At 39.3% G+C, this 26,546-nt stretch carries 11 protein-coding genes; 1 reads left to right on the top strand and 10 read right to left on the bottom strand.

Features of this window, described 5'->3' with window-relative positions; all coding sequences use genetic code 11:
* Nucleotides 1-105: 105 nt before the first annotated feature.
* The 9 genes from QZ738_RS10530 to QZ738_RS10490 all read right to left on the bottom strand — a co-directional run bounded on the left by QZ738_RS10530 (nt 106) and on the right by QZ738_RS10490 (nt 24,528).
* A complete protein-coding gene (locus QZ738_RS10530; RefSeq protein ID WP_293787283.1) occupies nt 106-4,101 on the bottom strand; it encodes a hybrid sensor histidine kinase/response regulator transcription factor in 3,996 nt (1,331 codons plus the stop codon).
* Nucleotides 4,102-4,355: 254 nt separating this feature from the next.
* Complete coding sequence (locus QZ738_RS10525) at nt 4,356-4,637, bottom strand: SelT/SelW/SelH family protein (protein ID WP_293787281.1); 282 nt, start codon at nt 4,635-4,637, stop codon at nt 4,356-4,358.
* Nucleotides 4,638-4,679: 42 nt separating this feature from the next.
* Nucleotides 4,680-7,091 carry a patatin-like phospholipase family protein gene (locus QZ738_RS10520; protein ID WP_293787279.1) on the bottom strand — a complete coding sequence of 804 codons (2,412 nt, stop codon included), beginning with the start codon at nt 7,089-7,091 and terminating at the stop codon, nt 4,680-4,682.
* Nucleotides 7,092-7,215: 124 nt separating this feature from the next.
* The gene (locus tag QZ738_RS10515) at nt 7,216-10,332 is read right to left on the bottom strand and encodes a hypothetical protein (RefSeq protein ID WP_293787277.1); all 3,117 of its coding nucleotides are present in this window, start codon (nt 10,330-10,332) and stop codon (nt 7,216-7,218) included.
* 19 nt (nt 10,333-10,351) lie between these two features.
* Nucleotides 10,352-15,346, bottom strand: a complete 4,995-nt coding sequence (locus tag QZ738_RS10510; protein WP_293787275.1) for a hypothetical protein — start codon at nt 15,344-15,346, stop codon at nt 10,352-10,354.
* A gap of 43 nt (nt 15,347-15,389) precedes the next feature.
* Nucleotides 15,390-21,767: a hypothetical protein gene (locus QZ738_RS10505; protein ID WP_293787273.1), complete on the bottom strand. Its 6,378-nt coding sequence runs from the start codon at nt 21,765-21,767 to the stop codon at nt 15,390-15,392.
* 415 nt (nt 21,768-22,182) lie between these two features.
* Entirely contained in the window at nt 22,183-23,463 is a 1,281-nt protein-coding gene (locus tag QZ738_RS10500) for a hypothetical protein (protein WP_293787271.1), read from the bottom strand.
* Between the two features lie 5 nt (nt 23,464-23,468).
* The gene (locus QZ738_RS10495) at nt 23,469-23,831 is read right to left on the bottom strand and encodes a hypothetical protein (protein WP_293787269.1); all 363 of its coding nucleotides are present in this window, start codon (nt 23,829-23,831) and stop codon (nt 23,469-23,471) included.
* A gap of 256 nt (nt 23,832-24,087) precedes the next feature.
* On the bottom strand, nt 24,088-24,528 hold the full coding sequence (locus tag QZ738_RS10490) for a hypothetical protein (protein WP_293787267.1): 441 nt from the start codon (nt 24,526-24,528) through the stop codon (nt 24,088-24,090).
* Nucleotides 24,529-24,830: 302 nt separating this feature from the next.
* Here QZ738_RS10490 and QZ738_RS10485 point away from each other — a divergent pair, with 302 nt between their 5' ends.
* A complete protein-coding gene (locus QZ738_RS10485; RefSeq protein WP_293787265.1) occupies nt 24,831-25,160 on the top strand; it encodes a hypothetical protein in 330 nt (109 codons plus the stop codon).
* A gap of 170 nt (nt 25,161-25,330) precedes the next feature.
* Here QZ738_RS10485 and QZ738_RS10480 read toward each other — a convergent pair whose 3' ends face one another.
* Entirely contained in the window at nt 25,331-25,654 is a 324-nt protein-coding gene (locus QZ738_RS10480) for a hypothetical protein (RefSeq protein WP_293787263.1), read from the bottom strand.
* Nucleotides 25,655-26,546 lie beyond the last annotated feature (892 nt).

The raw sequence follows: 26,546 nt of genomic DNA, 5'->3' as shown, positions 1-26,546 counted from the left end.
AAGCCGAAGTACCGAAATTTTTAAGCTTTACATAGGGGGCTAAATCACACTTTGCAGGGGGCGTTTTAGGCTAAATAGAGTTTATGGCAGAAAAAAGCGTAACATTTATGTTGTTCCATTAATATTATAATATTTATGAAAACTTTTCCGATGTTTCTTAATAAACTCAGAAGGCGTTAATTTAAACAGCTTTTGAAACTGCTCTCTAAAATATTTGCTGTCATTTATGCCAACTCTAAACGCAGCTTCATTGATATTTAAATTGGTATTAATTAACAATTCGGCTGCCTTTCTTAATCTGATAAACCTGATAAAGCCATTTATCGACTGCCCTGAAGTGGCTTTGATCTTTTTATAAAGATTGGAATGGCTCATTCCGAGATCAGATGCCAGGGTTTTCACATTAAAGCTATCTTCCATTAAATTTTCTTCAATAATCATAATACACTTTTGAAGAAAGCCTTTATCTTCCTGTGATACTTTATGAGCATCACTCTTTAATGTGATTTCATTGTAGAAATACGACTGGAGATTGGTCCTGTTTTTAATGATGCTTTTGATTTTAGCTGTAAAAAGTTCTTTATCGAACGGTTTACCGATAAAATCGTAGGCCCCCACTTCAATTCCTTTAAGTTTTATTTCAGGGCTAGGATCACCGGTGAGCAGAATTACGGGAATATGGCTTAAGGCGGAGTCTTCTTTTATCGCCTTACAGAGTTCTATACCATTAAGGCCATCCATATTTACATCAGATATCACAATATCCGGCAGGTACTCTTTACAAATTTTTAATCCCTCGGTACCATTTTCAGCCTTATAAACTTTGAAATTTTCCTGAAAAATCTGCTTAATGTAATCTATAATTTCGGGATTATCGTCAACAACCAGAATAGAATGAAGATCAGAAATCAGTAATTCCAGATTACCTACATTCTCGCCATCATTGATTTCTGATTCTTCCTCTTGTGCAATCAGTTCGTTCACATAAGTTAATTCGTTTTGCAAAATACCATTATGCTGTAAATTGGGTTCACCAAACGGAATATCGATCAAAAAGATAGTACCCAAACCCTGGTTCGATCGGAACGAAATTTTACCTTTGTGCAGTTCTACAAAGTTTTTGGCTAAGTAAAGGCCGATACCAAAACCCATTTTCAATGATTCGTTCGACATAACCTTATAAAATTTGTCGAACAACTTTTCTCCCACGTGCTTCGGTATACCCGGACCACTATCGCTTACTTCTACGTGTACCCGCATCCCCACGGTTTTAACACTAAACTTCACAAAACCACCCTTTGGGGTAAATTTAAGTGCATTAGAGAGTAGGTTAAAAAAAACGATTTCGAGTTTGTCTTTATCTCCATAAATATCCAGTTCCTCTTCTTCGCATTCAAAACTATATTCGATATGGTTCTGCTTAGCCAGATAGTTAAAGCACAGGAAAATCTCTTTCGTAAACTTGTACAGGTTGATCTTTACAATTTTTAAAGTATCATTTTCACTTTCCGTCTTTCTAAAAAGCAACAACTGGTCTACCAGGCTCAACAAACGCCTCGAATTGCGGTAAACTACACTTAAATCATTCCTTTCCTGCCCGGGTTCTTTTTGTTTGATGATATCTTTAATCGGGTTAACAATTAAGGTTAAAGGTGTTCTTAGCTCATGTGAGATATTGGTAAAGAAATTCAGCTTTTTCTCATTCAAATCTTTTTCGCGCTCCATTTTAAAATTGGTAAGCTCTACTTCATGTTTTAATCTTCTCTGCCGATTGCGGTAGGTTTGAAAAAGATAAAACAGGAAAGATCCGATAATGAAGTAAATCGTATAGGCCCACCAGGTACGGTACCAGGGTGGTAAAATTTTGATTATCAGTATTTTCTCATTATTGGTCCAAGCACCGTCTGTATCGGTGCTCTTAATATGTAGTTTATATTCTCCCTCGTTTAATCTGGAATAATAAGCGGTACTCAGTTTGTTTACATAATTCCAGTCTCTATCCCACCCCTCCAGATAATAGGCATACGAAATCTGGTCCTGAAAAGAGAATTCGATGGCTGCATAGTCTACAGAAATCACAGCAGCACTAAATGGAATTTCTATACTGGCTAAATTAACGATGGAAATATCATTGTAAGCCGAATCCTGATCGAGGGAGATGTTATTGATCCTAAAATCTGTCAGCACTATTTTAGGTATCCTTCTTTTTTTCTTTATGCTATCCGGAGAAAACAGGTTGAAGCCACCAATCCCGCCAAATAATAAATCTCCGTTGGTGAGCTTTAATGCTGCATTATAATTAAACTGATTACTCTGTAAACCATCAGTAGCATAATAATTCTTAAAATTATTATGCTTAACATCATACTTGGATAGACCATTGTAGGTACTGCACCATAAATTGCCTTGATTATCCTGAAGGATATTGAGTACCGAATTACCAGGCAATCCATCACGCTGGATATATCGCTTTATCTTTTTGGTTTCGGGGTCGAAAAGCAACAATCCTCCTCCTTCTGTACCAATCCATAGCTGATGGTTAAAGCCCTCTTGAATGGCCCTGATGGCATATTTGATCTTTGTGTAACGGTGTTTTTTATCAATAGGATCGATTTCGATCAGATCTGTATAATTTCCAGCCCAAAACCTACCTTTCGAATCCTGGAACAAGGTATGGATATCCTTTAATTTATGGTCGAAAAGTTCGAATTTATCAATGCTTTTATTATAACGATACAGTGCACCACCTTTTGTGGTGCCTGCCCAAATATGTTGTTGTTTATCTTGATAGAGCTTCCAAATGTTAATATCATCAACACCTGTATACGTATTATAACAATTATAGTGAACAAATTTGCCAGTTGTTTTATTAAACCGGTCTATTCCTCCGCTAAAACTGGCTACCCAAACATTGTGGTCTGTATCGTTTAAAATACTGGTCACAAAGTTGCTGGTTAAAGAATTCGGATCACTGGTTTTCGTATAGTTGAGAAATTTATTCTGCCTTCGGTTCCAAACGCTTAAACCACCTCCATCAGTACCGATCCATATGTTTTTGTGCTCATCTTCACTAAAGGAGAGCACAAAGTTGTTGATTAACGAATTTCTGTTTAACGGATCATTTTTGATGGTTGTAAACTGCTCATTTTCAGGATCGATTACATTAATTCCTCCTCGTAGAGTTGCAATCCACTTTCTTGATTCGCCATCTTCGTATACCTGGGCAACGGAATTACTGCTCAGTAAGCCTTTTTCTTTTCCTGCTGACAGGTAATCCATTTGATGATTTTTTGTATCGTAAATGGTAATCCCTCCGCCATCAGTCGAAATCCAAAGTTTTTGTTTCACATCTAACAACAAACTCATGATGTTTTCATCACCTAAATGCTGATTAAACTTAGTCAGATTTCCTTTAGCTTTATCTAACTGAAAGAGGCCACGTTCTGTACCAACCCACAGCATCTGGTCAGTGCCTTTTGTTATACAAGTTACCGAACGTACGGCATTGGTTACTAATCGGAGTATATTTTTATCATGATCGTACCTACACAGACCAACGTCTTTTATAAAAAGCCAAAGGGTTTGATCTTTATCGGTATACAGGGCTTTAACCGTAAAATCGTAGTTTCTACCAAACGGGATCCGTTGTGCTATACCATTATTCTTTTTGAGCATGAAAAGGCCTTTTTCCTCAGTAGCGATATACACCACTGAAGCCTCACTTATGGCGATGGAATTAATTCCATAACTTACTTCATTTTTCTTACCCTTATCCAGATAAACCAGGGGATGGAATTTAGAATCGGCATAATCATAATAGGAGACTCCCTTTTGGGTACCCACCCAAACCCGGTTTTTCCCATCTCCGTTAAGTACGGTAATATGGTTATTGACCAATGAATGTTCATCCCCCCATCCATTTCTAAAAACTTTAAATTGATAGCCATCATACCGGTTTAATCCGTCATAAGTACCCATCCACATAAAACCGTAATGATCTAGGTACAAAGAATTTACCACATTGTTAGACAGACCATTTTCTACCCCCAGATAAGTAATGGGAACAGTTGATGGCTGTGCAAAACAAATACCTGCATACATCCATAAAATAAGTAGGAAGCAGGCGTTTTTTTTTGGTAAAAGGAACATAGAGAAAAAAGTACTGAGGTATTATTTGGTATGGAACGAATATACATATTTTCTTCACACTCCATAAGCAGCCATACCCTAGAATTAAATAGCCAAAATCGAAAGGTTTATACTACATCAAAACAGTATTTTTCAGGCATATCTGGTATTTTTATTTTGATGATCAATTCATCATAGGCAATTTTCGAAAGCAAAAATCCTATAAATTACTTTACATCAGAGTGACCAAGATGTTTCGAGGGATTGACTTCATCACGTATAAGCTGTTTTAGCTCTTTAATTTCAGGAAAACGTTGCATTAATTTTCGATCAAAAATCAGCTTTGCGCCAACATGAACCGTAAACACGCCACCTGTTTCACTTGGAATTAAAGTAACTCCTTTAACTTCATCTACGAAAGTGGTCAAAATTTCCTGGGCCATGTAGGCTGAACGTAACATCCAGCCACATTTAGGACAATAAGTTATATCAACAAGCGGTTTTTCCATTTTTTTTTACAAGGGTACAAAAATAGAACAACAACTATTCAACTACTTTACTTTGTAAAAATTTAAATTGTTCTTTAAAAGTTTAGACATTATACCCGTCTCTGAAGTATTATTCAATTTGTCTTCTATATCGCGTGTAATATTGTTCATACTCTGTGCGGATAAAACCCAATTCATGGGAACGTTTTTTTCTTCAGCGGTTAAGGGTTCATCGATAGCAAAACCTATACTGCCTTCGTTTAAAAACTGCTTGATGCGGAACCTGCTAATCTTACTATTTCCAGATCTGGTATGGGTTAATGCATTCAATATTTCTACAAACTCATTACCAAATCTGATATTGGGAGTAGTTTTATCTTCTTCGCTAAACAGCAAGGTGATCACTATTGGTGTAATCTGATTAAAGTAGGTTGATTTACTTTTTAATAGTTGAAGCACCTCCAACATGGATGCACTGCCTGTATTCTCCACATAACCTCCATCAAGATAATGCAAACGTGGATTTCCATTTAACCCGCCCACCTTTGCTGCCGGAGAAAACAAAGGAAAACGGGTACTAAAATTTATGGCTGTGCTGTAATTTAAATCATTAACCTTTTCTGCTAATAAATCACGTTGATTTTTAAAAGCCAGGCTATCAGGCATTAGGTTGCTCACCCAACACTGTAACCCGGTTTCAACCTCTGCAGTGTTAATGACGAACAATGGCTGGTTCGGTTTTATTTTTCCGGATGCAAAACTTCGGGAAAATATATTATCTTTATTTTTATCGATCAGAGATTGATAGGCTTGCTCCCAGGATTTTTCGAGGGCAATAGAACGGTCAAATAAGCTGATGTGTACGGGTAAAAATAAATTCAGAAAATCGCCAAAAAGCATCTTCCCTATTATAGGCGATAATGTATCATGCTGAAAAAATTTTTTAGCTAATTCTGCTGATACGCCAGAGGGAATCTGAACCTTGTTTTCGAAAGTTAAAGCATTATACAAACCTAAACCAACAGCACCACCTGATACACCCGACATTGCAAAAATTGACTTTTTAAAATCAACATTTTTTTCCTTTTCCAATTTTGCACTTAAACTAGACAAGAATAAGCTGGTATATGCCCCGGTGCGTAGCGCACCGCCTTCGGCACAAATAAAAACAACAGGATATTTTTGCTGATGATCTCCTTTTTGCTTATCGATATTCGCTTTGTAGCTCATGAACCACCTGTTGAAATGATCGACAACGGATTCGCGTTTATTAGTTTTATGATCTGCCATTCGCACAGGATGATCTTGATTATAGAATGAGCAAACTATCAAAACCATGAACAACAGGAAGCGGACGGAAATTTTCCATTTTCTGAGCAGGGATTTATCTAAATAAAGAAGCCCGGTATAAATACCGGTATAACATGCAAAAGCAAAACAGATTAAAGCCGGGGCACCTATCCACGAAAACACCGGCCACCAGCCAGGAATTAGCGATATCGAAAGGAATAACAGAAATGAAACACCGGCAAACAATTTAATCTGACGATGTAAGCCTTCATAAAATGATGCAGGAATCTGATAAGTCCATTTATAGAGTTCACCTCTTCCTTTAAATAATTTCTCTCTGTCAATGAGGTTAAATTCTGCAGGCACCATGCGTGTTTCGATCAGTACGTCTGGATTTTGAGGAAACCCTTCGGCAAAACCTTCAGTTGATTTTGTGAAATAATCTGTAAAACGCTGCAACGCTTCTTTATAACCTTTCTGAAAACTTGATGATTTTGGTAACGTATAAATAAAATCCTGATAGATGCCATATAGTTTACGCAGGTACTGCTGTTCACGATCTGGCAAAGACCGTTCTCCCAACTTTGTTTTTAGATACACTCCGGCGCTTGCTTTACCCGATTTGCGAAAGTACAAATTGGATAAAAAGGACATTAACCAGTAAATCAAAATAAAGCAGATACCAAAACATAAAAACCTTGGTAGTTTCTCCATATAAGTGGCGCTGAGCATACACCAAAACATGCTTACCAAAACAATAAATGATGGCCACAACAAAAAAGCGGCTGCAAGTAATTTCTGAACAGTTTTCCGCCAGGCTACCCGATCATCACTCAGGTTTTTGCCTGAATTATCGGAGATATAAATCGCATAGCGTACACTAAGCTCTGATACCATACTCCACGCAGCAATCCCCAATAACAAAAAAAAGATTGGCCAAAAATTGAAAGTAGATAAGTTTTCTACCACCAGCAAAAGTGTATCTCTCCCTTGTGGCAATAACAGAAATATAAACCCAATTAAAAATGCCGGTAAAATAACAAAACCAATGCTGGAGGCCACTGAAACAAAATCGTGAACCAATATCCTTACCGCTAAACGTTTAAAGCTGAAACGGATTTCGAATATTCCTTTTTCAAAGGCAGGAACGAAACTGCCGGCAAGGTCTTTAAGGAATTTTTTCATGAACGATATTAAGTTTGATAAAAGAGCAGCCAGAGACCATTAAGATAATCTCCGGCGTGAATAAACAATCATTTCATCATACAATATAAGAAGAACATCTGCCTTATGTATTTACCTTTGTTAATTAAATTGCGACAGTGCTTAAAGCCCCGGAATCAGAAACGGTAATTCTCCAGCGGGTGCCGTTTGGAGCGGCCAGAATAATCCCTTTTGTCGGATCTGTGATTTCAATCCCATCGGCCGTAATAACACCCCGTACATCTAATGTAGTTCTGGCGGAACCAGCAGCATTATCGATTTTGGCTTCTGAAATCAGAAGTCTTTGGCTAAAAGCAGAATTTCCATTCCCATTACCATAGCCGCCCAATTGTAATATTTCTTTACCCGATAAAGCTTCTGTAATATGAAAATAATTATTGAAGTTAAGACTCCCGCTTGTTCCAAAATAAAGGCCTGTTATGCTATCAGAATCAGCGTCTATTACTTCAAAAGATTCATAGCTCATCTTCGAATAATGATGCTGAATACCAGGATTACGTGTGATTATACTGCCTAGTAAATCTATATTGGCATTTTGTGGTGTCAATGGATTTACCGAGATAGCATCACCAGCCACTAAAATCCGATGGAACTCTTCCACATCAGGATTGGTATTTAGCGGACTTTCTGGATCGTAAATAAACAACCCATGCCCAAGCCCTGGTTGCCTCCTTATTTGAACTTCAACGCCGTCTTCTGGAGAAAACTTTAAACCGGCAATTCCCGATTGTGTAGTATAACCAAAGGTTGAAATTCTGCCTATTTTCACCGTACCACCCAAATGCGGACTTGCAATAAAAGATTCATCTGATGGATCAATATCACTCAGAATTCTGAATCGTCTTGCCGTTACCATTTCAGTATCAATATCATCTCCTCCAAAAACCACATTTTTGTTATCTGAGCGTCTAGTAATGTTTCCGCTATTTTGATCAAACCGGAACCCCTCACCTGATCCTTTTCCAAAAACAACATGAGAATCATCCAACCTGATATATCCCTCAGCACCGCCAGGCAATTTCCACTCATTACCCGACAAGGTAGATTCCGATCCGTTATTCCCTTCAGATAAGATCTGTCCTGTTTTTAAACTACCAGAAACAATACTGCCTTTAATATCAATATTTGCATTCTGGGATGATGAAGGGTTAACTTCAATGGCATCGCCGTCTACCAATATACGTCGCCAATCAGAATTACCCAGGCCGGTATTATTAGGATTCCCCGGATTATATATCACCAAACCATGACCTAAAGCGTTAGGCTGATAGCGAAGTTGTACCTGCGGGCCATCCTTGGCATCAAAAGACAAACCCGTGTAGCCATTAGCATCGCTGATGGTAGATAGTACCGAAGGGCCGTCTTTAAAGGTTGCCTGAGCTGCAGTAAAAGTCTGACCAACCTTTAAGTCACCCGTAATATTAATACTTGCATTTTGCGCTTCAACAGGTGATGCCTGAATATAATCTCCGTTGGATGGATTGCTACCGTTACCGTTCAGATCCTTAAGCCTCACCACATCAAATTCATCAGTTGGTGTTTTATACACTTTCAGGATTTGCGCAAACTTGGCTGTGCCAAAAGATAAGGTAGTGGGTTCGGGATCATTACCCCTGTTTGGAATTCCGAGCGGAGTCATTACAATATCATCATTATCATTGGAAAATATTCTGATAAAAGTTCCCTGATAGGTTTTAACATACATCGCAAAGCCATATACTCCGCCGTCTCCGCCACCATTTTCAGCATCAGTTACTGATACTACTTTAGCTCTTATATACCAACCATGGGGATAATGCCATAATGCTTCTAGCTGAATATCTGCTCCGCCATAGTTCCCGCCATCAATATCGGGCAATAACTTGAACCAGGTAGATGGCGTACCCAAAAAACCACTTCCAGCCCCTTCGCCCCTACCTTCACTATTGAATAAAACATATTTCCGGGCCAGGCCAGTATAAGAAGTTAATACGATATCCAAACTGTTATCAAAATAACCTTCTGAATAAAAGTAACCCAATATCCTATAATCGTTAAGTTTCCCTTCATTGATAATGGGCACCTGAAATGTACGCTCTTCTATATAGCCATTTTGTGTATCGCGTATACTCCTTGGCTCAACTTCATATAAAACACGTAGTCTTTTCGAATTCGTTTGATGTTCAAACTGCCCAATTCCGGTTATAGTTAAATTACCGGCTTTGGTTTGGCTTTTTACTGTAATATCTAAAAACAAATCGGTGTCAATTTTATCGTAGCCAATTTTTTTCCATTTCAAAGGGTAAACTGTAAAATCAGTTGAATTTTGTGGAATAGAAACTGTATAGATTTGATCTCCGAGTTTAACCACAATTTTAAAAGCCAGATAATAAAACATTTTTTGCGGTTTGCAATGAAACAACAATATTCCGTTTTCATCAAACACCTTAACATCAAGCGTAACACCTTGATCAGCTGGCATATCACCCACAAAATGATAATCTGACGGGTTACCCGACTGATAGGAAGCAATATACTTAGTAGAACTTTTACCAACCCCAGCTGAAAAATCGGCAGGTAACGCAGGTGAATCAATTTGAAGTACTCTGGTTTGCCAAGGCCCAAAAGTGTACCAACTAAAATCAGTTGTATGATCGGGAGTCCAATTATTTCCGCTATCAAAGTACCATCCTTGTTGCCAATAGGTGGAAGCAGGTGCTGATTCATCTAACAAACCACTGCTCACCAGAACGCTTTCTTCCGGTTTCAAGGGATTATTAAGATTATTATTGATATTAGATTGGTACAATACCCTGGCTCCATTTTCTTCTACCCATACCAGATCATCTTTCTGATACGTTTTCTGCACATCATAAGCCGCAACAGGATTAACTAACGATTTCTCTAAAAAATGAGCATTGGTAACACCATGATTAAACCAAAATTCCTTCAGGTTGCCATTATCTAATACAAAAATAGTCATACCTAAAAACCGCATCTCTACTGGTAAGTTAGCCAGGGCTTCTGCAACTGATTGATAAGGTCTCCAAATCTTATTTTCCCAAATTCCGGAATAATCATTTTCCCCAGACCGGTCTCTCATCAACTTGATCAACTCCCTGAGTTTTACCCCCTGCGTTTTATTTAGGGTAGGGTTGTAAGCATCTGGTGCTTTAATGATTTCATCTATATAAGCATCGGTAATTGGCGGAATTTGTGGCATAAATTTGTTTCTTTATTGGTTAAATAGTCAATTCTTTATCGGTAAGGTTCAATAAACCTGATGTATTCTGCACCTGCACTTTAAAACGATGATATAGCTTATCGCCATCATCATCAACAGCTAATAACGGGGCCGGCAGCAGATATTCCATTTGAGCTGATGAATTTAGTGCATCAACCGTGTATACTTTCTCCCAGTTTCCACGGTTGTTTTGTTTATATACATGGTAATTGGCCTTATTTGCCGTAGCGGTCCAGGTTATTTTGTTTCCGGCCTTGTGATAGGTCAATTCAGGTGCATCTGGATTGATATAATCAGGCAATGCAATGGGTATTACATCTGTACCTAACGACAATACCTCTTCTTGCTGTCCTTTTTCATTGATAATGGTGCGGATACCGGCCAGGCGATAATAAATAGTGTTGCCAAGTGGTGCAGCTGTTAAATCACTAAAATCGTCAGTAATTTCATAACCTTTACGATCCTCAGCTACGATCTCACGGTCTACATGGTGTTCCATACCTTGAAGTGTAACCGTATTATCTTGATCTTTTGAACGGTAAATCCTGATTTTAGAGATCCGGTCTTCAGGTGAGAATGGCGCAATATTGAAAACTACAGCTGCACCGCTTTCCGCAGAAAAAGAGTCGAGATTAATGGTAAACCTGGTTAGCAGTGGGGCTGCTGAAGGTAGTGTTTGTAAAATGGTTACCGGTCCGGCAAAAGGGCTCAACAGGCCTGGTTCTAACTGATTGGTCACCTCTACCCCGGCAAAGAAATATGACTTTCGCGATGCTCCGCTTAAAAAATAATCAGTAAAGCGGATGTAGGTTGTATTAGGTTGCGATGGTTTATTGTACTGCCTGATCATGGGGAAAGGATTAAAGTTGGCATCTGTAGCATCAAGCAAATTGCCATCCAGATCGCGGATCACAGGCAATGCATTTTCAGTTTGCAGGCCTTGTTTAATAAATGCCAGAATTGGTGTCTGTTCAGTTAAAGGCAATAAAGTTTCCTGTATGGCGGCAGCATATTTTAATTTCCTAATCTCTACACTATCAGTTGTTTCAACAAGCCCTGGCTTATCGGGTTTTGGGAAACCATAAGGATTTGGTGTTGCAGAAAATACCTTAAATGAATCCATATGAGCTGGATCAAAAGTTAGATTAACCAATTCTAAATACCTTTGATTATAAAATAAGTCTTCATCAAGATCTGACAGCGCTTTCAAAATCTGAGTTACGGTACTGGGTTGGTACAAAGCTTCCAATACATCCTCATTGGTTGTACGGTAAAACATAAATCCAAACGGAGTACGTTTTATACCGTTTAAAGTCGGCGCAATCTTAACATCAAAAGTAAATGAAGCTTTTCCGGTTGCATCTGGCCGTACTTTTAGGCCAAAAGTAACCGGGGCTTCAAATTGTACGGGTTCTTCAATTTTACGGGCAAGCAGTATGGCTGGCACTGAAACTTCTGAAGCACTGTTATTACCTTCAGGTCTGCTATCTATTGTCTGCAATCCCAGCAGTGTACGCCTGTCATTATCATTTCCTGCCGGAAGTATATGAGTGCCATTAAAAGTATGCGCAGGCGCAGGCTCCGGGAAAAAGTAAACCCGATAACCCGGATGTAAATTTACCGGGATGGTTAAAGCCGTAGGTCCCGAAACCTGGATCGGATCGTCTGCGTAACCGGGGTCGTAAACATATAGTTGTATGGGATGCGTTTCTTCTATCCTGATTACCTCCAAAAGTTTTGGTTCAGGCTTACCACTTGCAGCAGGTATCCTGATCAATCCTTTATACCATTCTACATGCGCCTGCCTTAACTGATCTGGCGAATTTTTATCAGGATTTCTGACATCAAAAGGCATGTTAATTTGAGGATGGTTATTTAAAATACCATTGCTGTCAAATTTGATCTTATAATAACCCAATAAACCATCAGGGTATTCAGGTCCGAATAATGGTATAACAGTTGCCTGGTTATGAATGCCACCCACCCAAAAAATCGTTTCATTACCTTCAGAATCAGCAATGCGTTCTACATGAGGGCTATCTGCGTCCGCAAAACTTTTTAACTGAACGGTCTCTGCCATTGGCTCCCAGTTTGCAGGATTACTTAAGTTTTCGGTAACCGAAAACCTGCTTCCAATTTCCGGGAAAGTTGCAAACTTTTGGGTCGAATAAGTTCCTGGTTCATTTTCATCATCTACTACTTTACTCTCATTAATATTTTCAACAATAATCTCTGTCCCGGTACTTCCGTTTACAATATTTTCTACACGGTATTTACCGTCAGGCGTGGCCAATAGGCTATTGGTAAACTTAAAAAAATTGCCAGGTGCAAAAGATGGTGTTACCACGGTACCATCAATCTGTTTATAACTACCAATAATTAACCTGATCAGCTTTTCATCAGGTTCGTGAATAATATCTTTTATCTGACCTGTTAACGTTAAGGGTAGTTCGGGATTAAAATAAGCTTTAACATGATCTGCCTTGATGAGCGTATTAAGCTGTGCTGCCGACTGATCAATCAACCTGGTGGCATCCAGTATATCAAGCCAGTTAAAAGTTACCCGTGTAAAACCAGTATCCAGACCGGCAAAAGTTTGTTTACGTCCGGCCAGCCAATTTTGCTCGGCAGTAGTAGTAAATAATAAAGGATCTTCTTTTTGGATATACTGCACTGCTACATCACTTGGTGGCAATAGTGTATTTACTGCTGCAAATTCTGTTACGTCAGTACTGACCTCATCGCTTAATACCGAAGCCCTAAAGAACCAGTTAATACCATAAATGGCATAAAAATGCTTACCCGTTTGTTTTTCAAAATGGATAAATAAACTCAGCACATCATCCCTTAAGGGCTCAGGTTCCTGTACACCATGAGTATTGGTATTATCGTAGGCATAATACTGATGTTCATCCTGAAAACTACCGGTGGTAATTTCCGGTTTTACATAACCGGACTGGTTTGCTGAACGGTATTCCAATCCATAAAAAACCGGCTTGGGCTTTTCAAAAATATTTTGGTTCTCGATGGCATTCAGATCCTTAAAGAAATCGTGTCCAACCCGTTCGTCGGCGAAAGGCATTCTACCAATATTGACTACACGTGTGTTATCAAACTTTGCATAACCACCGCCATTAAGCATATCATTCATGCTTTCATCATCACCTAAAAACTGGTAAGCCACAGGCCTCATTTTAGGCTTTTCCGGTAGCAGGTAATCAGTTTTAGTAACGGGTAAACTGGTATAGGCATAAATAGAATCAGCAGAAGAATTTAAACTACTTTTATTCGTATAACGGACCTGATAAATAAAACCGTCATTATCGACCTGTGTATCGATATATCCAAGTCCCAACATCCTGGCGAAATGGTAATCAAGTGCCTGCAGATTGATAATATCCAGGTAGCTTATGGAAAAACCCTCATTTGGTTGATCAGGATTTACGTTGGTGATTATTTGCTCTGCCCTTGGATCGGTATCGCTTAACTGAAGATAAGTGCTTAGCGCAGCTTTAACCGAAGGATTATTGTTTCTGGGAATTAACCATTTATCCCGATAATTGGCCACTTTTACGGTAGTACCATCATTAAAATGTGGCCAAAGGTGATCTATAGGATAGGTTTCATTTTCCAGGCGATCGAAAACAACAGTATCATCTAAAGAAATGCCAAGACCATTTCCTACTTCCACCCAGTCTTTTTCTTCACGGGTAGTTAAAAAATCGTGGTAGGTTGAGAAATAAAAATTCTTAATGACAGCATTTGCTGATTTTTTGATCGATATTTTAGCAATATTATCTGCTTTTATGAATTCCAAACCATCGCCAGGGCTATCCAGAACCATTGTTTTACGTACATCAGTAGCGTTATCCGCATCATCAACCAGCTGTGAAAGCAATTTCACCTTAAGCAATGCCTTTTCAGTGCTAATATTACTCAAATGAAAACCCACTGAATAGCTGGTTTTATCTTCTATTTCTATCGTGATGATGTCATTGTAGGAAGATAAAAACCGATAATAATCCAATAAAGGATCAATTGTTCTGGCCAGTTGCCTGTAAGCATTGGCACTATCAAATTTAAGTTTCACACGGTTGGTGATTTTTTTCCCGTTTACAGTATTATTAATGGTGTAAATCCATTGCCTGGTTTTAAAGTTGACTACCGGACGGTTGAATTCTAAATCGATAGATATAGTTGGCGCATTTATATATTTCGTACGGAATACCCTGACATAATCGTCCTTTCGGTTAAAGCCTGACAGCTGACCATTTTTGGCATTATAATAATTTCCCTTGGGTAAATGGTTATTGCCTATTTCGCCGGTAAGACTCCATCTTAAGTGAATGCCTTCAGGAATTCCATTGCTTCCATCAGCGCCAGCTGCCTGGAGGTAAATGCCACCCGTATTGTTCAGGTAAGTATCACCGGGACCACAAGGGTTCAAACCCAATTGAGCCAATATTTTTTTTATCGCGTTAAATGCGTCCAATAACGCTTCTAAAGCTTCGTTTAATGCATAAAGGTCTTCTTCACTAAAAGTATCCTCGCTGTAATGATTAATTTCTTCGAGCATATTCGAGATGCTCTTAAAGATGGAACTGTAACCCATTCCGCTGGTATCAAGGTAACCCACATAAAAATCATCAAACAGGAAATCGTCACCGTCAAAATCCCCATAAAAGTAGTCTGCATTACCCGGTTGATTAATCAGTAAGGTGCCAACATTAAAATCTCTATCGGAAAAATTCTTTTCGCTAAAATCGCCCCCAATGTAAATCGTACCGTTAGGGCCAATGGCTATTTTTAATACCTTGATCGTGATGAGGTATAACTTTTTTAAAACATCTTTTTCAAGCAGGCGCAGCAAACGCAGTAATTCTGCCTGATTATTTAAGCTCCCGCTTGTTTCCAAGGCATATATCGCCGAAAGACAATTTACTATACGGGTATAATCGGATGAATAAGCATTGAAATTATTCTCAGACGCCATTTTGAAAGTATTTTATGAGTTATTACTGATTTTTTACAGATTGTTATAGTGTTATCGGTATTATCGGCCCTTGATAACTATCAAAATCTGTTTCATAATCATTACCATTAAAGATTTTATATTTAAAGTGCAATTGTAGGTCGCCGATCGGTATATCCAGTGCGGTATTGCTGATAAATACTGCCGATGTATCCTTTGCATGAACATAAGTAAATGACATCGGTGCAAGCGTAGCCTGTCCTGCCGGGGTTAATGATAAGCCTATGGTGTTATTTAACAAAGCCTGAGGTAATTTAGGATTGTTAAATGGCTCAGGATTGCGTACCATTATTCCTAATAATCGTTTGGTTGCACTAACAGGATCAATATTAACAATTAGTTGAATCACGGTATGATCAATTGGTTCGAGGTTTTGAATGCCTAAACCACCATACACCAAACGATCGTATCTTGCGGCATACTTCATTACTTCAGGAGCATCATTTTCAGGATCATTGTCCATTAGATTTTTGATTTTCCCATCAATTTCCGCCCGTGTAAAACTTACGTTTACTGGATAAACCGCATATTTTTCAGCCCCTGCGGTACCATCAAGCACATAACTTCCGGCCTGTTCTGCAAAAGTGTTGAAACGGGATGTTTTAAAGTTAAACCGATGAATTTCTGCCCTTTGCTCTACCTCGCCCTGCGGTTGGTAAACTGCAGTAAATAATGCGGTGTACAAACGATTGGGAACAAGATTGGGAAAGTGGTATATACCTTGCTTTTTACGCTTTTTAATGCTTACAGGATTTACGTTGCACGAATCTTCGAGCGCAGCTTTATTCATGAAATACAGGATTTGCTGGTCTGGAGGTAATTTCATGAAGTTGTTATTGGTAATTTCTTCATCAGGCAATTGTTCCCAGATTAATTCGGGACTTAAAATTGCGCCATAAGGATCCAACAGCTGCAGCTGCAGCGTACTCTTAACCGTTGGCAGCCCCAGATAACCATCCCAGTTAGCAAACATGGCATTGAGATAAGGTTTAACAAACAACAGGCTTACTTTCGGATCATCGCAAAAAACAGGTTTGCTTAAATCGTAACGGCTCTGTGCATCAGGGAATGAGCGTTCGTAATCAATGTAGTGCTTTAAATCAGCCAGTTTAAATGCGGCTGTCTGATCCTGCTTTTCCAATGCTTTATAAATGGCATTTTTCTTTTGGAAATGGCCGATCGGCCCAACCGTTTTAAAGCCATAAATGTGGTTTTTCTCTATGGAAGCCCCTGCATTCCCTTCAACTACATCACGGGTTTTAACCACAATGGCATAAGTAGTATCCGGGCGCCAAACCGGCTGAATAGTTTTATTTAAATTATTGCTCAATAATTCTGCTTCATCAATAAAACCGGTACGGGTAATGTTATTTTCTTCCAGGCGGCGTTGCAATACTTCTGTTAAATATGTTAGCTGGTTTAAATTGGTTATTTTAACTGCCGGAGCAACAAAATCCAGTTCAGAAGGGATGGCATTACTGGCCTTCAGCATTTTATCAATAAAAACATCAATCGTTCCGGTGCTACGGTTTACCGAAATCAGGATTTGTTTATACTGTTTTTCAGTCAGTTTACCGGTATTACAGTTTAAGGTATATTTTTCTGAGGCAACTATTCCAGAATGACTGAAATCCTGGTAAGCCGTAAACCATATTTTGAAGGTTGGCACAGCCTGTTCAGAACCATAGACCTTTTCAGCGTCGCCAGGATTATCGTGATAGAGGTGTAAGGCATAACCTTTCATTTTTCCTGTTGCAGGATCTTGCGTAATCCTTGAAAAAAGGGTGCTCACGCCAGCTTCAAAAGGATTAAAAACAGCAGTAACTTCGATAGCAAAATTCCCTTCTTCTACTTTTAATCCCGGTTCAAAAGGAATGAATAGCGCATCTCCATTGGTAAGATAATCATATGTTTGGTGTAACTGCCACTCATTGTTGGCAGTTTTTCCGTAAAAACCATTTGTCATACCGGGGTGACCAGCCACTAAGGCATTAGAGTTGCCTGTAGCCGGTACACGGTTATCCATTGGCCATTGGCCTATCGCACCAATTGGATTATTATCCGATTTTGTTAATACTTCTGCCGCAGTAAATGCCTTAGTGTAAATAGTGGCATAAAGCAATGATTTATCTGCATCAAACTCATGCCCATTTGGGAAAGCAGTGCCCGAAATATAACCTGACGGTAAGTTAAAATAACCCCCTAATATAATATCACCTTCAAAATTTAAGGGGTACTCTTTTTCGAAATGAATCTGCACTTCGTGAATGGGCTGTGCTAAATTATTGTAGGCTAAAGTGGTATTGCTTTCGGTTCCACCTAATTGCTTTGTGAGTACAGGGATATTATATCTGACCGTTTTGGGCACCATTAAATTACCCAGATCATAACCCCATAGCTGTAAAAACTTTGTGCCATAGCCGATACGGTATTGATGCCTGATATAATCAATGCGCATTACATTGGCATTAAATCCAAAATCGAGCGAAAGCGTAGTGACCGCTTCAGGAAAAATCACGCTCAGGGAGCCACCATTTTGTGCTACCTGCAGTATGGTGTTCGCAAAGCCTGCATCATGCTTTACGCGCCCTTCAATGGCTGTAAACTTAAATGCAAGGTTTTTAATGTAAAAGGTTTCGCCAGGCTGGTACACTTTATCCAAAGGCTGACCGATCCAGTTCACGACATGTTGCTTCGCCACATTTTCATAACAGAAAAGGTCTTTCCGCCGAAAGTTTAAAGCATCGAGATCGGCTGCCGATTGACTCATACCATTTTTAAAGCTGAAGATATTCTGCGATAATACCCTGATTTTGTTGTAACGGTTAGGTTCGTTAAACTGCCAGTATGCATTGTTCAGTTTGCTAAGATCAATCGCTCCGGCACCGGTATTATCGGCACGGATAACGGTAACGGCTTCGTAAATATGGTAAGGCTGCCAGCTTCCGTTTTCATTCCAGGCATAAATGTCCAGTCCCAACAACTGCAGTTCGTGGCTCACCTGACTGCTGATCCCTTTTTGTGGGGGCAGCATTTCTACATATCCATCTGGCAATTGATTAGCGGCACCACCAATAAGCGCAGCCATTGGTTTTACGGGCTTTAGCAGATCAATATCAATAAAACTATCCAATGGTATGGTAACATGCGTTAACGCATTTTCATCATTAAAATTATATTGCCAGCCTACGGCGCCTGGTGCAGGAATATTTACTGAATTACCAGTGATTTCATAATTGACATAATTGATGGGGAAAGTTTCGCCAGAGAGCATATTGGTGGCCGCAGCGGGCATGTAGCCCGTAGCAGGATCGGGCAGGTTTAATACCGGTATTGGCGCAAGCAATGGACCTTTGTTGTGATTAAAGTTCCAGCTTATTGCTATTTTGATACGGCCCAGCTTTCTTACCGGCCATGGCAAGCCTAAATCCAGCTCCAGTGAACCATAAATGGTAAACGGGTTTGGTGCCTCAAAACCTAATGTAACGGTAATCGAAATATTAAACTTAAATCTTAGGATCCTGATATAGGCATAACCACCCATCCTGATGTAACCACCAATCTGGATCGGTTTGAAGCTGATGGATCCCCCCAGATCAACAAAAGCACCAAAACCAAATTCTACAATAGCGAAATTTGCTTTAAAATCAAATCTGGCCCCTGCCCCTGCTTTAATACCTCGTGAGGAAATCATGAGGTAAGCATATCCCTGAAAAAGCGTAAGTATCCTGGCCCTGATCCTTTCACTTTCAGGCTGATCTTTACCTACATTCAGGTACCAGCCCGAAGCATTGTTAAAAAAGAAAGCCAGCTCAAGTTTACCGGTAAGGTTAAATATCGCACCATCAAAAGCGCCACCTTCGGGTAAGCGGTAATTTACACCTAAGCTGGATACAAAGGATTGATCATCTATGGCAATTAAAGCGCTAAAGGGTGGATCTACATCTTTAGTTAATCCAATACGCGAACGCAAAACGCCTGCCTGGCCCTGTAACAGGAACAGGTTTGGCAAACCTAAGTATAAAAAGAGTTTGGTCGAAAAAGTAAAACCTTTATCAAATGAAGTGGCAATAGAAACCCCTGCCCCAACTGAATAGCCTGGTTTATCCGCAAATTTATCCAACTCTATCCCTTCCCTGTGGGTAATATTGCTTTTAGCTTTATAATATTCCCACCAACTGGCCGTATCGGGTAAAGGTGGTGTGGCGGCCGATTTTGAGGCCACATAATGCCGGCCAATAATTCCCCTGAAACCATAAATCCCCAGGCCGGTTGCACCCAGCGGGATAGGGCCTGGCAGTTCCATCCCAATATCGACAATAAAAGATGGTACACTCGGTTTTAAACGCATAGCAGCCGAACCGTTTAAACGGAGTTTAGGCATAGCAAAACTTACTGAACCGGTATATTCGGATCCGGCATTAGAACCCACAATAGCAGGATCGGGATTGCTCATGCTCAAATAGCCGTTTAATATAAAAGCAGCTTTTTCTTTGCTTACATTGCCCGGGATAGTCAGGTCGATACCGATGCCATCTATGCTCGTAAAACTATCAAATGGTCTGTCTGTATCGTTATTATCAACGGTAAAGTAATATTTTATGCCGTTACCAGTGGCATTTACCCCGGCATTACCGGTATTGATCATCCCATCAAAACCAAAGAACCGGTATTTCCGTTCTACCCCATTTAACTGTCTGGTGTAAGCACCAAAGGCAATCTGGCTCACCTCCAGGTTAACCGGACCCACTTTAAGCTTAAAGGCTTTTTGAATAACAAAACTCCCGCCATCAAATTCAATATCACCATTATCCCAGATTCTTAATTTCTGGATCTCGATATCTTTGGGTAGTACCTGCCCCAGGCCTGGTATATCGGCTACAAAATCCAAAGTTCCGGCAATCTGGATATAAAAACCGCGGGCTTCCCTACCGAGGTTAAAACTTCTGATGTTTAAAACAAATACGTTTGGCAGGGTAATCGGCATCAGGCCCTGTTGTGGTTGGGCGGTAAGTTCAAAATTACCGTTGTCCTGAATGTGTACACGGATATCAATGATGGCCTGCTGCCCGGTAGTATCCTTAAAACCAGGAATAGTAAGTTTACCTGCAATATCGGATGTTACAATAGTGCCTTTTTTAAAAGTGAGCGAAAACAGATTCAGCTCTGCTTCAAACAAACCAAAATCCTGGTATAGGGCTCCGTTAGATTCGAGCGAGATTTTACCTGAAACTCCACCAGTGCCGATCAGCATATCCTCTCCAATTAAGGCTACACTGTTTTTTGTGGTATTTTTTTTGCCAAAACGGCTTAAACCAATAGTGGCCCTTTCTATATATAAGCCGGTAAAATCTGGCCCGTACCCTGCTGCATCTGCTTCGGAAATGTTTCTTTTTTTGCTGAGATCAAGCTTGGCTTTTTTGATCCCGATAAACAGGTTTGTATTGCCTATCTGGGCATATTCGGGTACCAGATTACCCGCAAATTCGACATCTGCACCTATACCAGATTCAGTGTCGGCATAAAAGGTAGCTTCGCCGAAAGTGAACATTGACGTTGGTTCGCCCGGAATTAAAGTGCCATTTGCATCTACTGGTTTTAATATCTTCCGCGGAAATGCTATTCCGGCGGATAATTTTAATGTAGCCTTAAGTTTTGGGGTAATCAGCTGTTTGATATAATCTTCTATACCATTAGGTACCAGTCGGTTGTAAAACTGCTGCAACCGCTCACGGGCTTCTTCGCCTTGGGTATCTGCAATGTAAATCCCAAACATCACTGCCGAAACACTTTTAGGAATACTTGCTTCGTTATTAATTAAGGTAACAACCTTGTCAACGGTAGGCTCTTCATCTGGCTGGAAGCTTAAATTAGTTCCATAAACTACATTTACCGAATCCAGTAATTGCTCAAATTTGGTTTCAGTTTCTTTATCCTCCACAAAATAATTCAGGATGTGTGCAATGACCTCATCTTCAGTAATTCGAAAAATCTGAAGGCCCAGCTCATAAAAAGCTTCAGGGGTAAAGGCAAAATTCTGTACTTTAAAGGCACGTAAGAAAGCCAGCATTTCCCATTGATATTGCAGTGAAACTGGAAAAGACGATATACTGCTGTCACCGTCCAGATCAGGGTTAAGTACCAACCGCATACCAAAAGGCAAATCTATGCCGATATTACTGGTTACAATATCGAGACTGTAAAAAGCCGAATCGCCACGCTGACTTTTTGAATATTGAAGATTTTTATAATGGATTTTATCCAGTAACTGATCCAGCCCATTTTCTGCAAAGTGCAAAAATTCCGGAAGGTCATCTACCGTAATCACTTCGGAAAGGGCTGGATAATATCTATTGATTACGGCTTTTTTAGCGGTTGGCATGCAATTAAATTTTTGTGCGTGTTACTTTTTAATACATGCTATTGTAGTCTTCATCTATCTTACCGGTAGCTGAAGATAGTTGTGTTACAAAAACAATAGTTAAAAATACTCTGAATGCCCTCTAAAAGAAAGTGCCTAAAGCATCGTTTAAGTATTTGCAACCAACCGTTAAGTATTGGGATATTTTGAGCCATTATTTGGGTTAGTATTTAGTCCCTAGTCTGAAGTCCAGAGTCGATTAAACAATTCCACATTCGCCAATGATTAATTCGGGCAATAACCAATTCACTAATAGCCAATGAACAAATAACAGTTTGCAATTGGCAGTTTGCAGTACCAATGAACAAATAACAGTTTTCAGTTTGCAATTGGCAGTTTGCAGTACCAATGAACAAATTACTTTGAACCAATTTCCTTATCTACTGGTTCCAAAACCAAAGAGCAAGGTTAAAGCTGCCACCAGGTTTCCGTTTTTGGTTATAGTACCATCAAAGTTCCGGCCGAAGGAGAAGATAATTTTTTGATTCTCAGCCAGTGCATAATCAGCATTGGCTACCACCCGCCACGAAGGTTTTGCCGTACCCGATGAGAGTATGCTTCGGTAAAGTGCCTCCGCACCTCCGCCAAATTTGCCTTTGGTATAAATAAAACGCAAACCGGTATCAAAGGTAGACAGGTTGGCCACTTCATTTTTCATATTATCCATTGCAAATACTTCATCCGGATTATACAGATACCGTGCAAGCCCTAAAACAGAACTGCCATTGGTCCAGTTATAACCAAATGTACTCCAAACGCCGGAGTTAAAGATTTTCGAATTATCAAATCTTTTGTCCCTGAACTCGGTACTTAAGCCACCGGCAATATCAACTGATAAACCCTCACGGTGGGCGGTAAAGCTTTTTGCTTCTGCCTGCAAATCGGCTTCTAATTTAGATTGTTTGGCCAGTTCGGTCTGTATGTCCTTTTTGAAACCGGTATTTAACACACTCTTTTCTTTCTCGTTTTTGGCGTACTCGCTGGTGGTATCTTCCATCATGGTAAGCGCATGTGCTTGCTTTTCTTCTACGGTAAGATATGGCAATCGCGAAATCGAATCGAGCAGGTAGATGTTCCTGATGCCCAGGTATTCATAACGTGCCGATTTCCTTTTCTCTTCCAAACCAATTTTATAGATCATCAGCAATGCACGCTGTTTTTCATATATGGAATTTAATTTCTGTTTGCTTTCGCTATTGTACTGTGGCCTGATGATGGAAAATTTTAAACCCAACGCGCCATAGGTACTGGTGGGTTTAAAGTTGTTGAAAGCCGAATCGGGATTGCGCAATGCCAGTGATACCACAAAACTTTGCCTGAAATAATCTTTGAACCGGGTCGATTGTAATCCGTTTTTCCCGGTAGTGCTAAAATCTGCACCTCTATTGCGGAACAGATAAAACGGGGCAATATCGATTGCATAATTGGACGGGAGTTTAGTATAAGATGAAGTAGCCGACTGTACCGAAAGCATAAAATCGCTTACATCAGTTGGCTTTTCGATATCGGTAACGGCAAAGCCCAATAATGCCGAGGCCGGCGAGCTTGGTGCCTTAAGCAGATCGAGTTTTACTTCTTTAATTTCTTTTTGATCGGCTGTTTGGCCAAAAGCGGTTACCGCTAATATTGTGAGGGCAATTAATATCAGATACTTCATAACACTTAAAATTGATAAAAGGTAATTTCCGCCGTGTAAACAGCTGAAGTACCAGGTTGCACCTTTTCCTGCATTTTATAACCTTTGGTAACAAAGCCACCTTCTAATAATACATATAAATCGGTGTCGTTATGGTTTGGGGAAGTATCGGTAACGATGGTAATAATATTCAATACTTTCTGGTGAAGATTATTGTTTTGCCCGATTACCTGCTGGTGAAGATCACCTGAATGATCTTTTAAAATCAGCGTTTCGCCAAGGGTGATTAAACTGGTGCCGGTTTGTTCTATACCGCCGATAATAAGGCTTAATTTAACATCGTCTGAACTTCTGTTCAGAATGTAGGTTTTAACGAGGTCTGTACTCATGGTGAGGGGTTTATTTAGATTTAACAATCAGGCATTTAGCCTACTGCAAATTAATTAACCTAAGTTACGTTATTGTTAACGCAAATGAAATACTTAGTAATGGGGATTTATAGGATTTAGCTTTAAGTCCAGAGTCATTAGTCTAAAGTCAATAATGCGGGTTTAAGAAATAAGCTGGTTGGGCACCCCTCCTAAATTAGTAAGGGGTGTTTTCTGTCATAGCTGTATAAAGTAAAGAGCCGATTAAATTAAACGTTTATGCTATGGCTGCTAAACAGATTGTTTCATTAGTTTCATTAACCTCAACAGCATTACACCAGGCATCGCAAGCTGCAAACCAATCAAAAATCATTTTATAGGCAGCGGTAATTTCGGTAGAAAAGTTGAGGCTCACACCCTCATAACCCTCTTCCTGAAAAATATAGGTACTTAAGCCGTCATGTAATAGTTCAGCCAGGTATTCGATATCGAAATCACCAACGGCCATTAATTGCTCAGTTTGGTTTTGGGCATATTGCTGAAAGGCGCTTTCATTGGCCAAAGGTTTTGCTTTGGTGATTAGCTTGATGATATTGTTTACATCGTAAAGCGTGTTGGCAATAGTAATGGGTTTGTGTTTACCTGAACGTGGATCGGGGCCTATATAGGCACTAAGCATTTCGGTAAGGATTTGATTAACATCCGATAGACTGACCATATTGAAAATAGGTTTCAATCAGTTTCCGGAATTCTGTTACAGCTGCTACCTGACTTGGGAGCTGTGTGTTTGGGTTTTTACAATTGTTGTTCTGCATAACATTGATAAAAAGTTCCTGAGTGCTGCAGAACAACAATTAACTCTTTTCAGAGATATTGAAAGATGCGGGTCTAAACCGCTCACTCAGGAATATTGTGAAATTTTTAATTTATTTTATGTTTCTCTGATTAAGTTGAAAGATATTGTTAATTACTGTTCTGCACGACTAAGATAAGCACAATTAAACAATTCCGGAAATCTTTTTGCTAAAACAAGGCGTAATTGACGGCAGTTTCATACTTGCAGTTAACAGTTCTATCAGCGCAGTTAACAACATTATAATTGCAGTTGCTAGGTTCATGCTTGCAGATGACAGTATTGTTAGCGCAGCTAATAATTTTGAACTTGCAGTTCGTAGTTCTGAACTTGCAGTTAACAACATTATCCTTGCAGTTGATAGATTTATATTTGCAGTTAACAGTTCTATAAATGCAGTTAGCAACTTTATACTTGCAGTTGGTAGGTATTTGTTTGCAGTTGATGGTTTTACCAACGCAGTTAAAAACTTTATTAGAGAGGTAGGTTACTTTTAGTTTGCAGTTAACAGTTTTTAGTTTGCAGTTAATAACATTATAAATGCAGTCGATAGTTCCATGCTTGCAGTTGATAGTTTAGACGTTGCAGTCGTTAGTTCAGAGGTTGCCCAATTCTGGCGCAAGTCTTAGCGTCCCGGCCCTAGGCAGCGGCCCGACTTGTGCCTTGGTTAAACCAATAGATCAATACCAATCAATCCTTTCCCTCCTTCGTGATCTATAGCACTACAGTATAAATAGTCTGAAGCATTTGCCACCAACCCAGCCTCAACTGGATTATTACGCAGATAATTAATCCGTTCTTCGAACATATTCGAATATGGATCTAATTCGATGGGATGATCCTGCCGCCAAAACTGAAAGTTTTTATTATTGCTGTTTTTTTGGCAGGCTTTAGCAAACAAGTAAAGCATCCATTCTTTTCTGTTTTCAATCGCGCAGTCTTTTATTACTTTTAAGATACTAACTGCTGAATACTTCTTTAAATCGCGCATAATTGGCCAATAAATGTCCCTCTCTGCTACTCACAATTAAATGTACATGGTTGCTCATAATTACCCAGGCATGCAGTTTAAGGCCTTTTTTCTTTTCTACAATAAGTTAAACTTTTCAGTAGCAAGCCTTTGTAAACAGTACGTGTAAAAACATCAATCCAGCCTACAAATGCAAAGAAACAAAGTATATTGCTGTTGAATCGTGAAACTTATATTTTATGCTCATGATTAAATATAAAAGGATTATAAATGATAATAAAGCATTATTTAAAGCACAAATCATACAGCACACTGTCTTGCCCGCTAAGACTTGCGCTAGTGAGGGTTTTCACATGTGACACACCTGTGCTAGTAAAAGTTTTTACGCTTTATTTTTTATAAAAATACAGTATGAATTAACCATTTTAGCTGGGTAGCTGGCCAAATAATGGTTTTATTTATAGAGGTGATTGTAATTTACAATATAAGAAAATGACCGAAAATAAAATTGTACTTTCTTAAATATTTCGATACGCTTGAATATCGACTAAACTGGCTTTACTATTCGTAAAGGATTTCCTTTTGCTATAATTTTATTTAAGAGACCGCTGAAATTACGGTCTCTTAAATAGAAGTTAGTACGAATTGCTGAGTACATTGCACACGCGGCACACGTGCGCCCAATGTCGTTAAGTTAAGGAAAAACATTGCAAAGAAAGGATTTAACCAGTATCTTTATGTCAGCCCTTATAAAGGAAGGCGAACTTTTTCCAGTTTATAGAAGGACTTTTTTTACACACTATTAATCACATTGAAAATGAAGATTTTAGAGTCTCCTCTAAAACTGTTTCTAGTGATTTTACAAGGAAGCGTAAGTTTTCCTTTAAGGACCTGGTTGTCAATATCCTGGGCT

Origin of the sequence: uncultured Pedobacter sp. (genome assembly GCF_913776295.1) — a bacterium.
Classification (GTDB): Bacteria; Bacteroidota; Bacteroidia; order Sphingobacteriales; family Sphingobacteriaceae; genus Pedobacter.
Note: the sequence above shows the minus strand (reverse complement) of the source record. Positions and strands in the feature narration are given on the sequence as shown.

Bases quoted from the DNA above. Each gene is read 5' to 3' on its own strand.
- QZ738_RS10530 (WP_293787283.1), bottom strand. From the start codon at position 4,101: ATGTATGCAGGTATTTGTTTTGCACAGCCATCAACTGTTCCCATTACT.
- QZ738_RS10525 (WP_293787281.1), bottom strand. From the start codon at position 4,637: ATGGAAAAACCGCTTGTTGATATAACTTATTGTCCTAAATGTGGCTGG.
- QZ738_RS10520 (WP_293787279.1), bottom strand. From the start codon at position 7,091: ATGAAAAAATTCCTTAAAGACCTTGCCGGCAGTTTCGTTCCTGCCTTT.
- QZ738_RS10515 (WP_293787277.1), bottom strand. From the start codon at position 10,332: ATGCCACAAATTCCGCCAATTACCGATGCTTATATAGATGAAATCATT.
- QZ738_RS10510 (WP_293787275.1), bottom strand. From the start codon at position 15,346: ATGGCGTCTGAGAATAATTTCAATGCTTATTCATCCGATTATACCCGT.
- QZ738_RS10505 (WP_293787273.1), bottom strand. From the start codon at position 21,767: ATGCCAACCGCTAAAAAAGCCGTAATCAATAGATATTATCCAGCCCTT.
- QZ738_RS10500 (WP_293787271.1), bottom strand. From the start codon at position 23,463: ATGAAGTATCTGATATTAATTGCCCTCACAATATTAGCGGTAACCGCT.
- QZ738_RS10495 (WP_293787269.1), bottom strand. From the start codon at position 23,831: ATGAGTACAGACCTCGTTAAAACCTACATTCTGAACAGAAGTTCAGAC.
- QZ738_RS10490 (WP_293787267.1), bottom strand. From the start codon at position 24,528: ATGGTCAGTCTATCGGATGTTAATCAAATCCTTACCGAAATGCTTAGT.
- QZ738_RS10480 (WP_293787263.1), bottom strand. From the start codon at position 25,654: ATGCGCGATTTAAAGAAGTATTCAGCAGTTAGTATCTTAAAAGTAATA.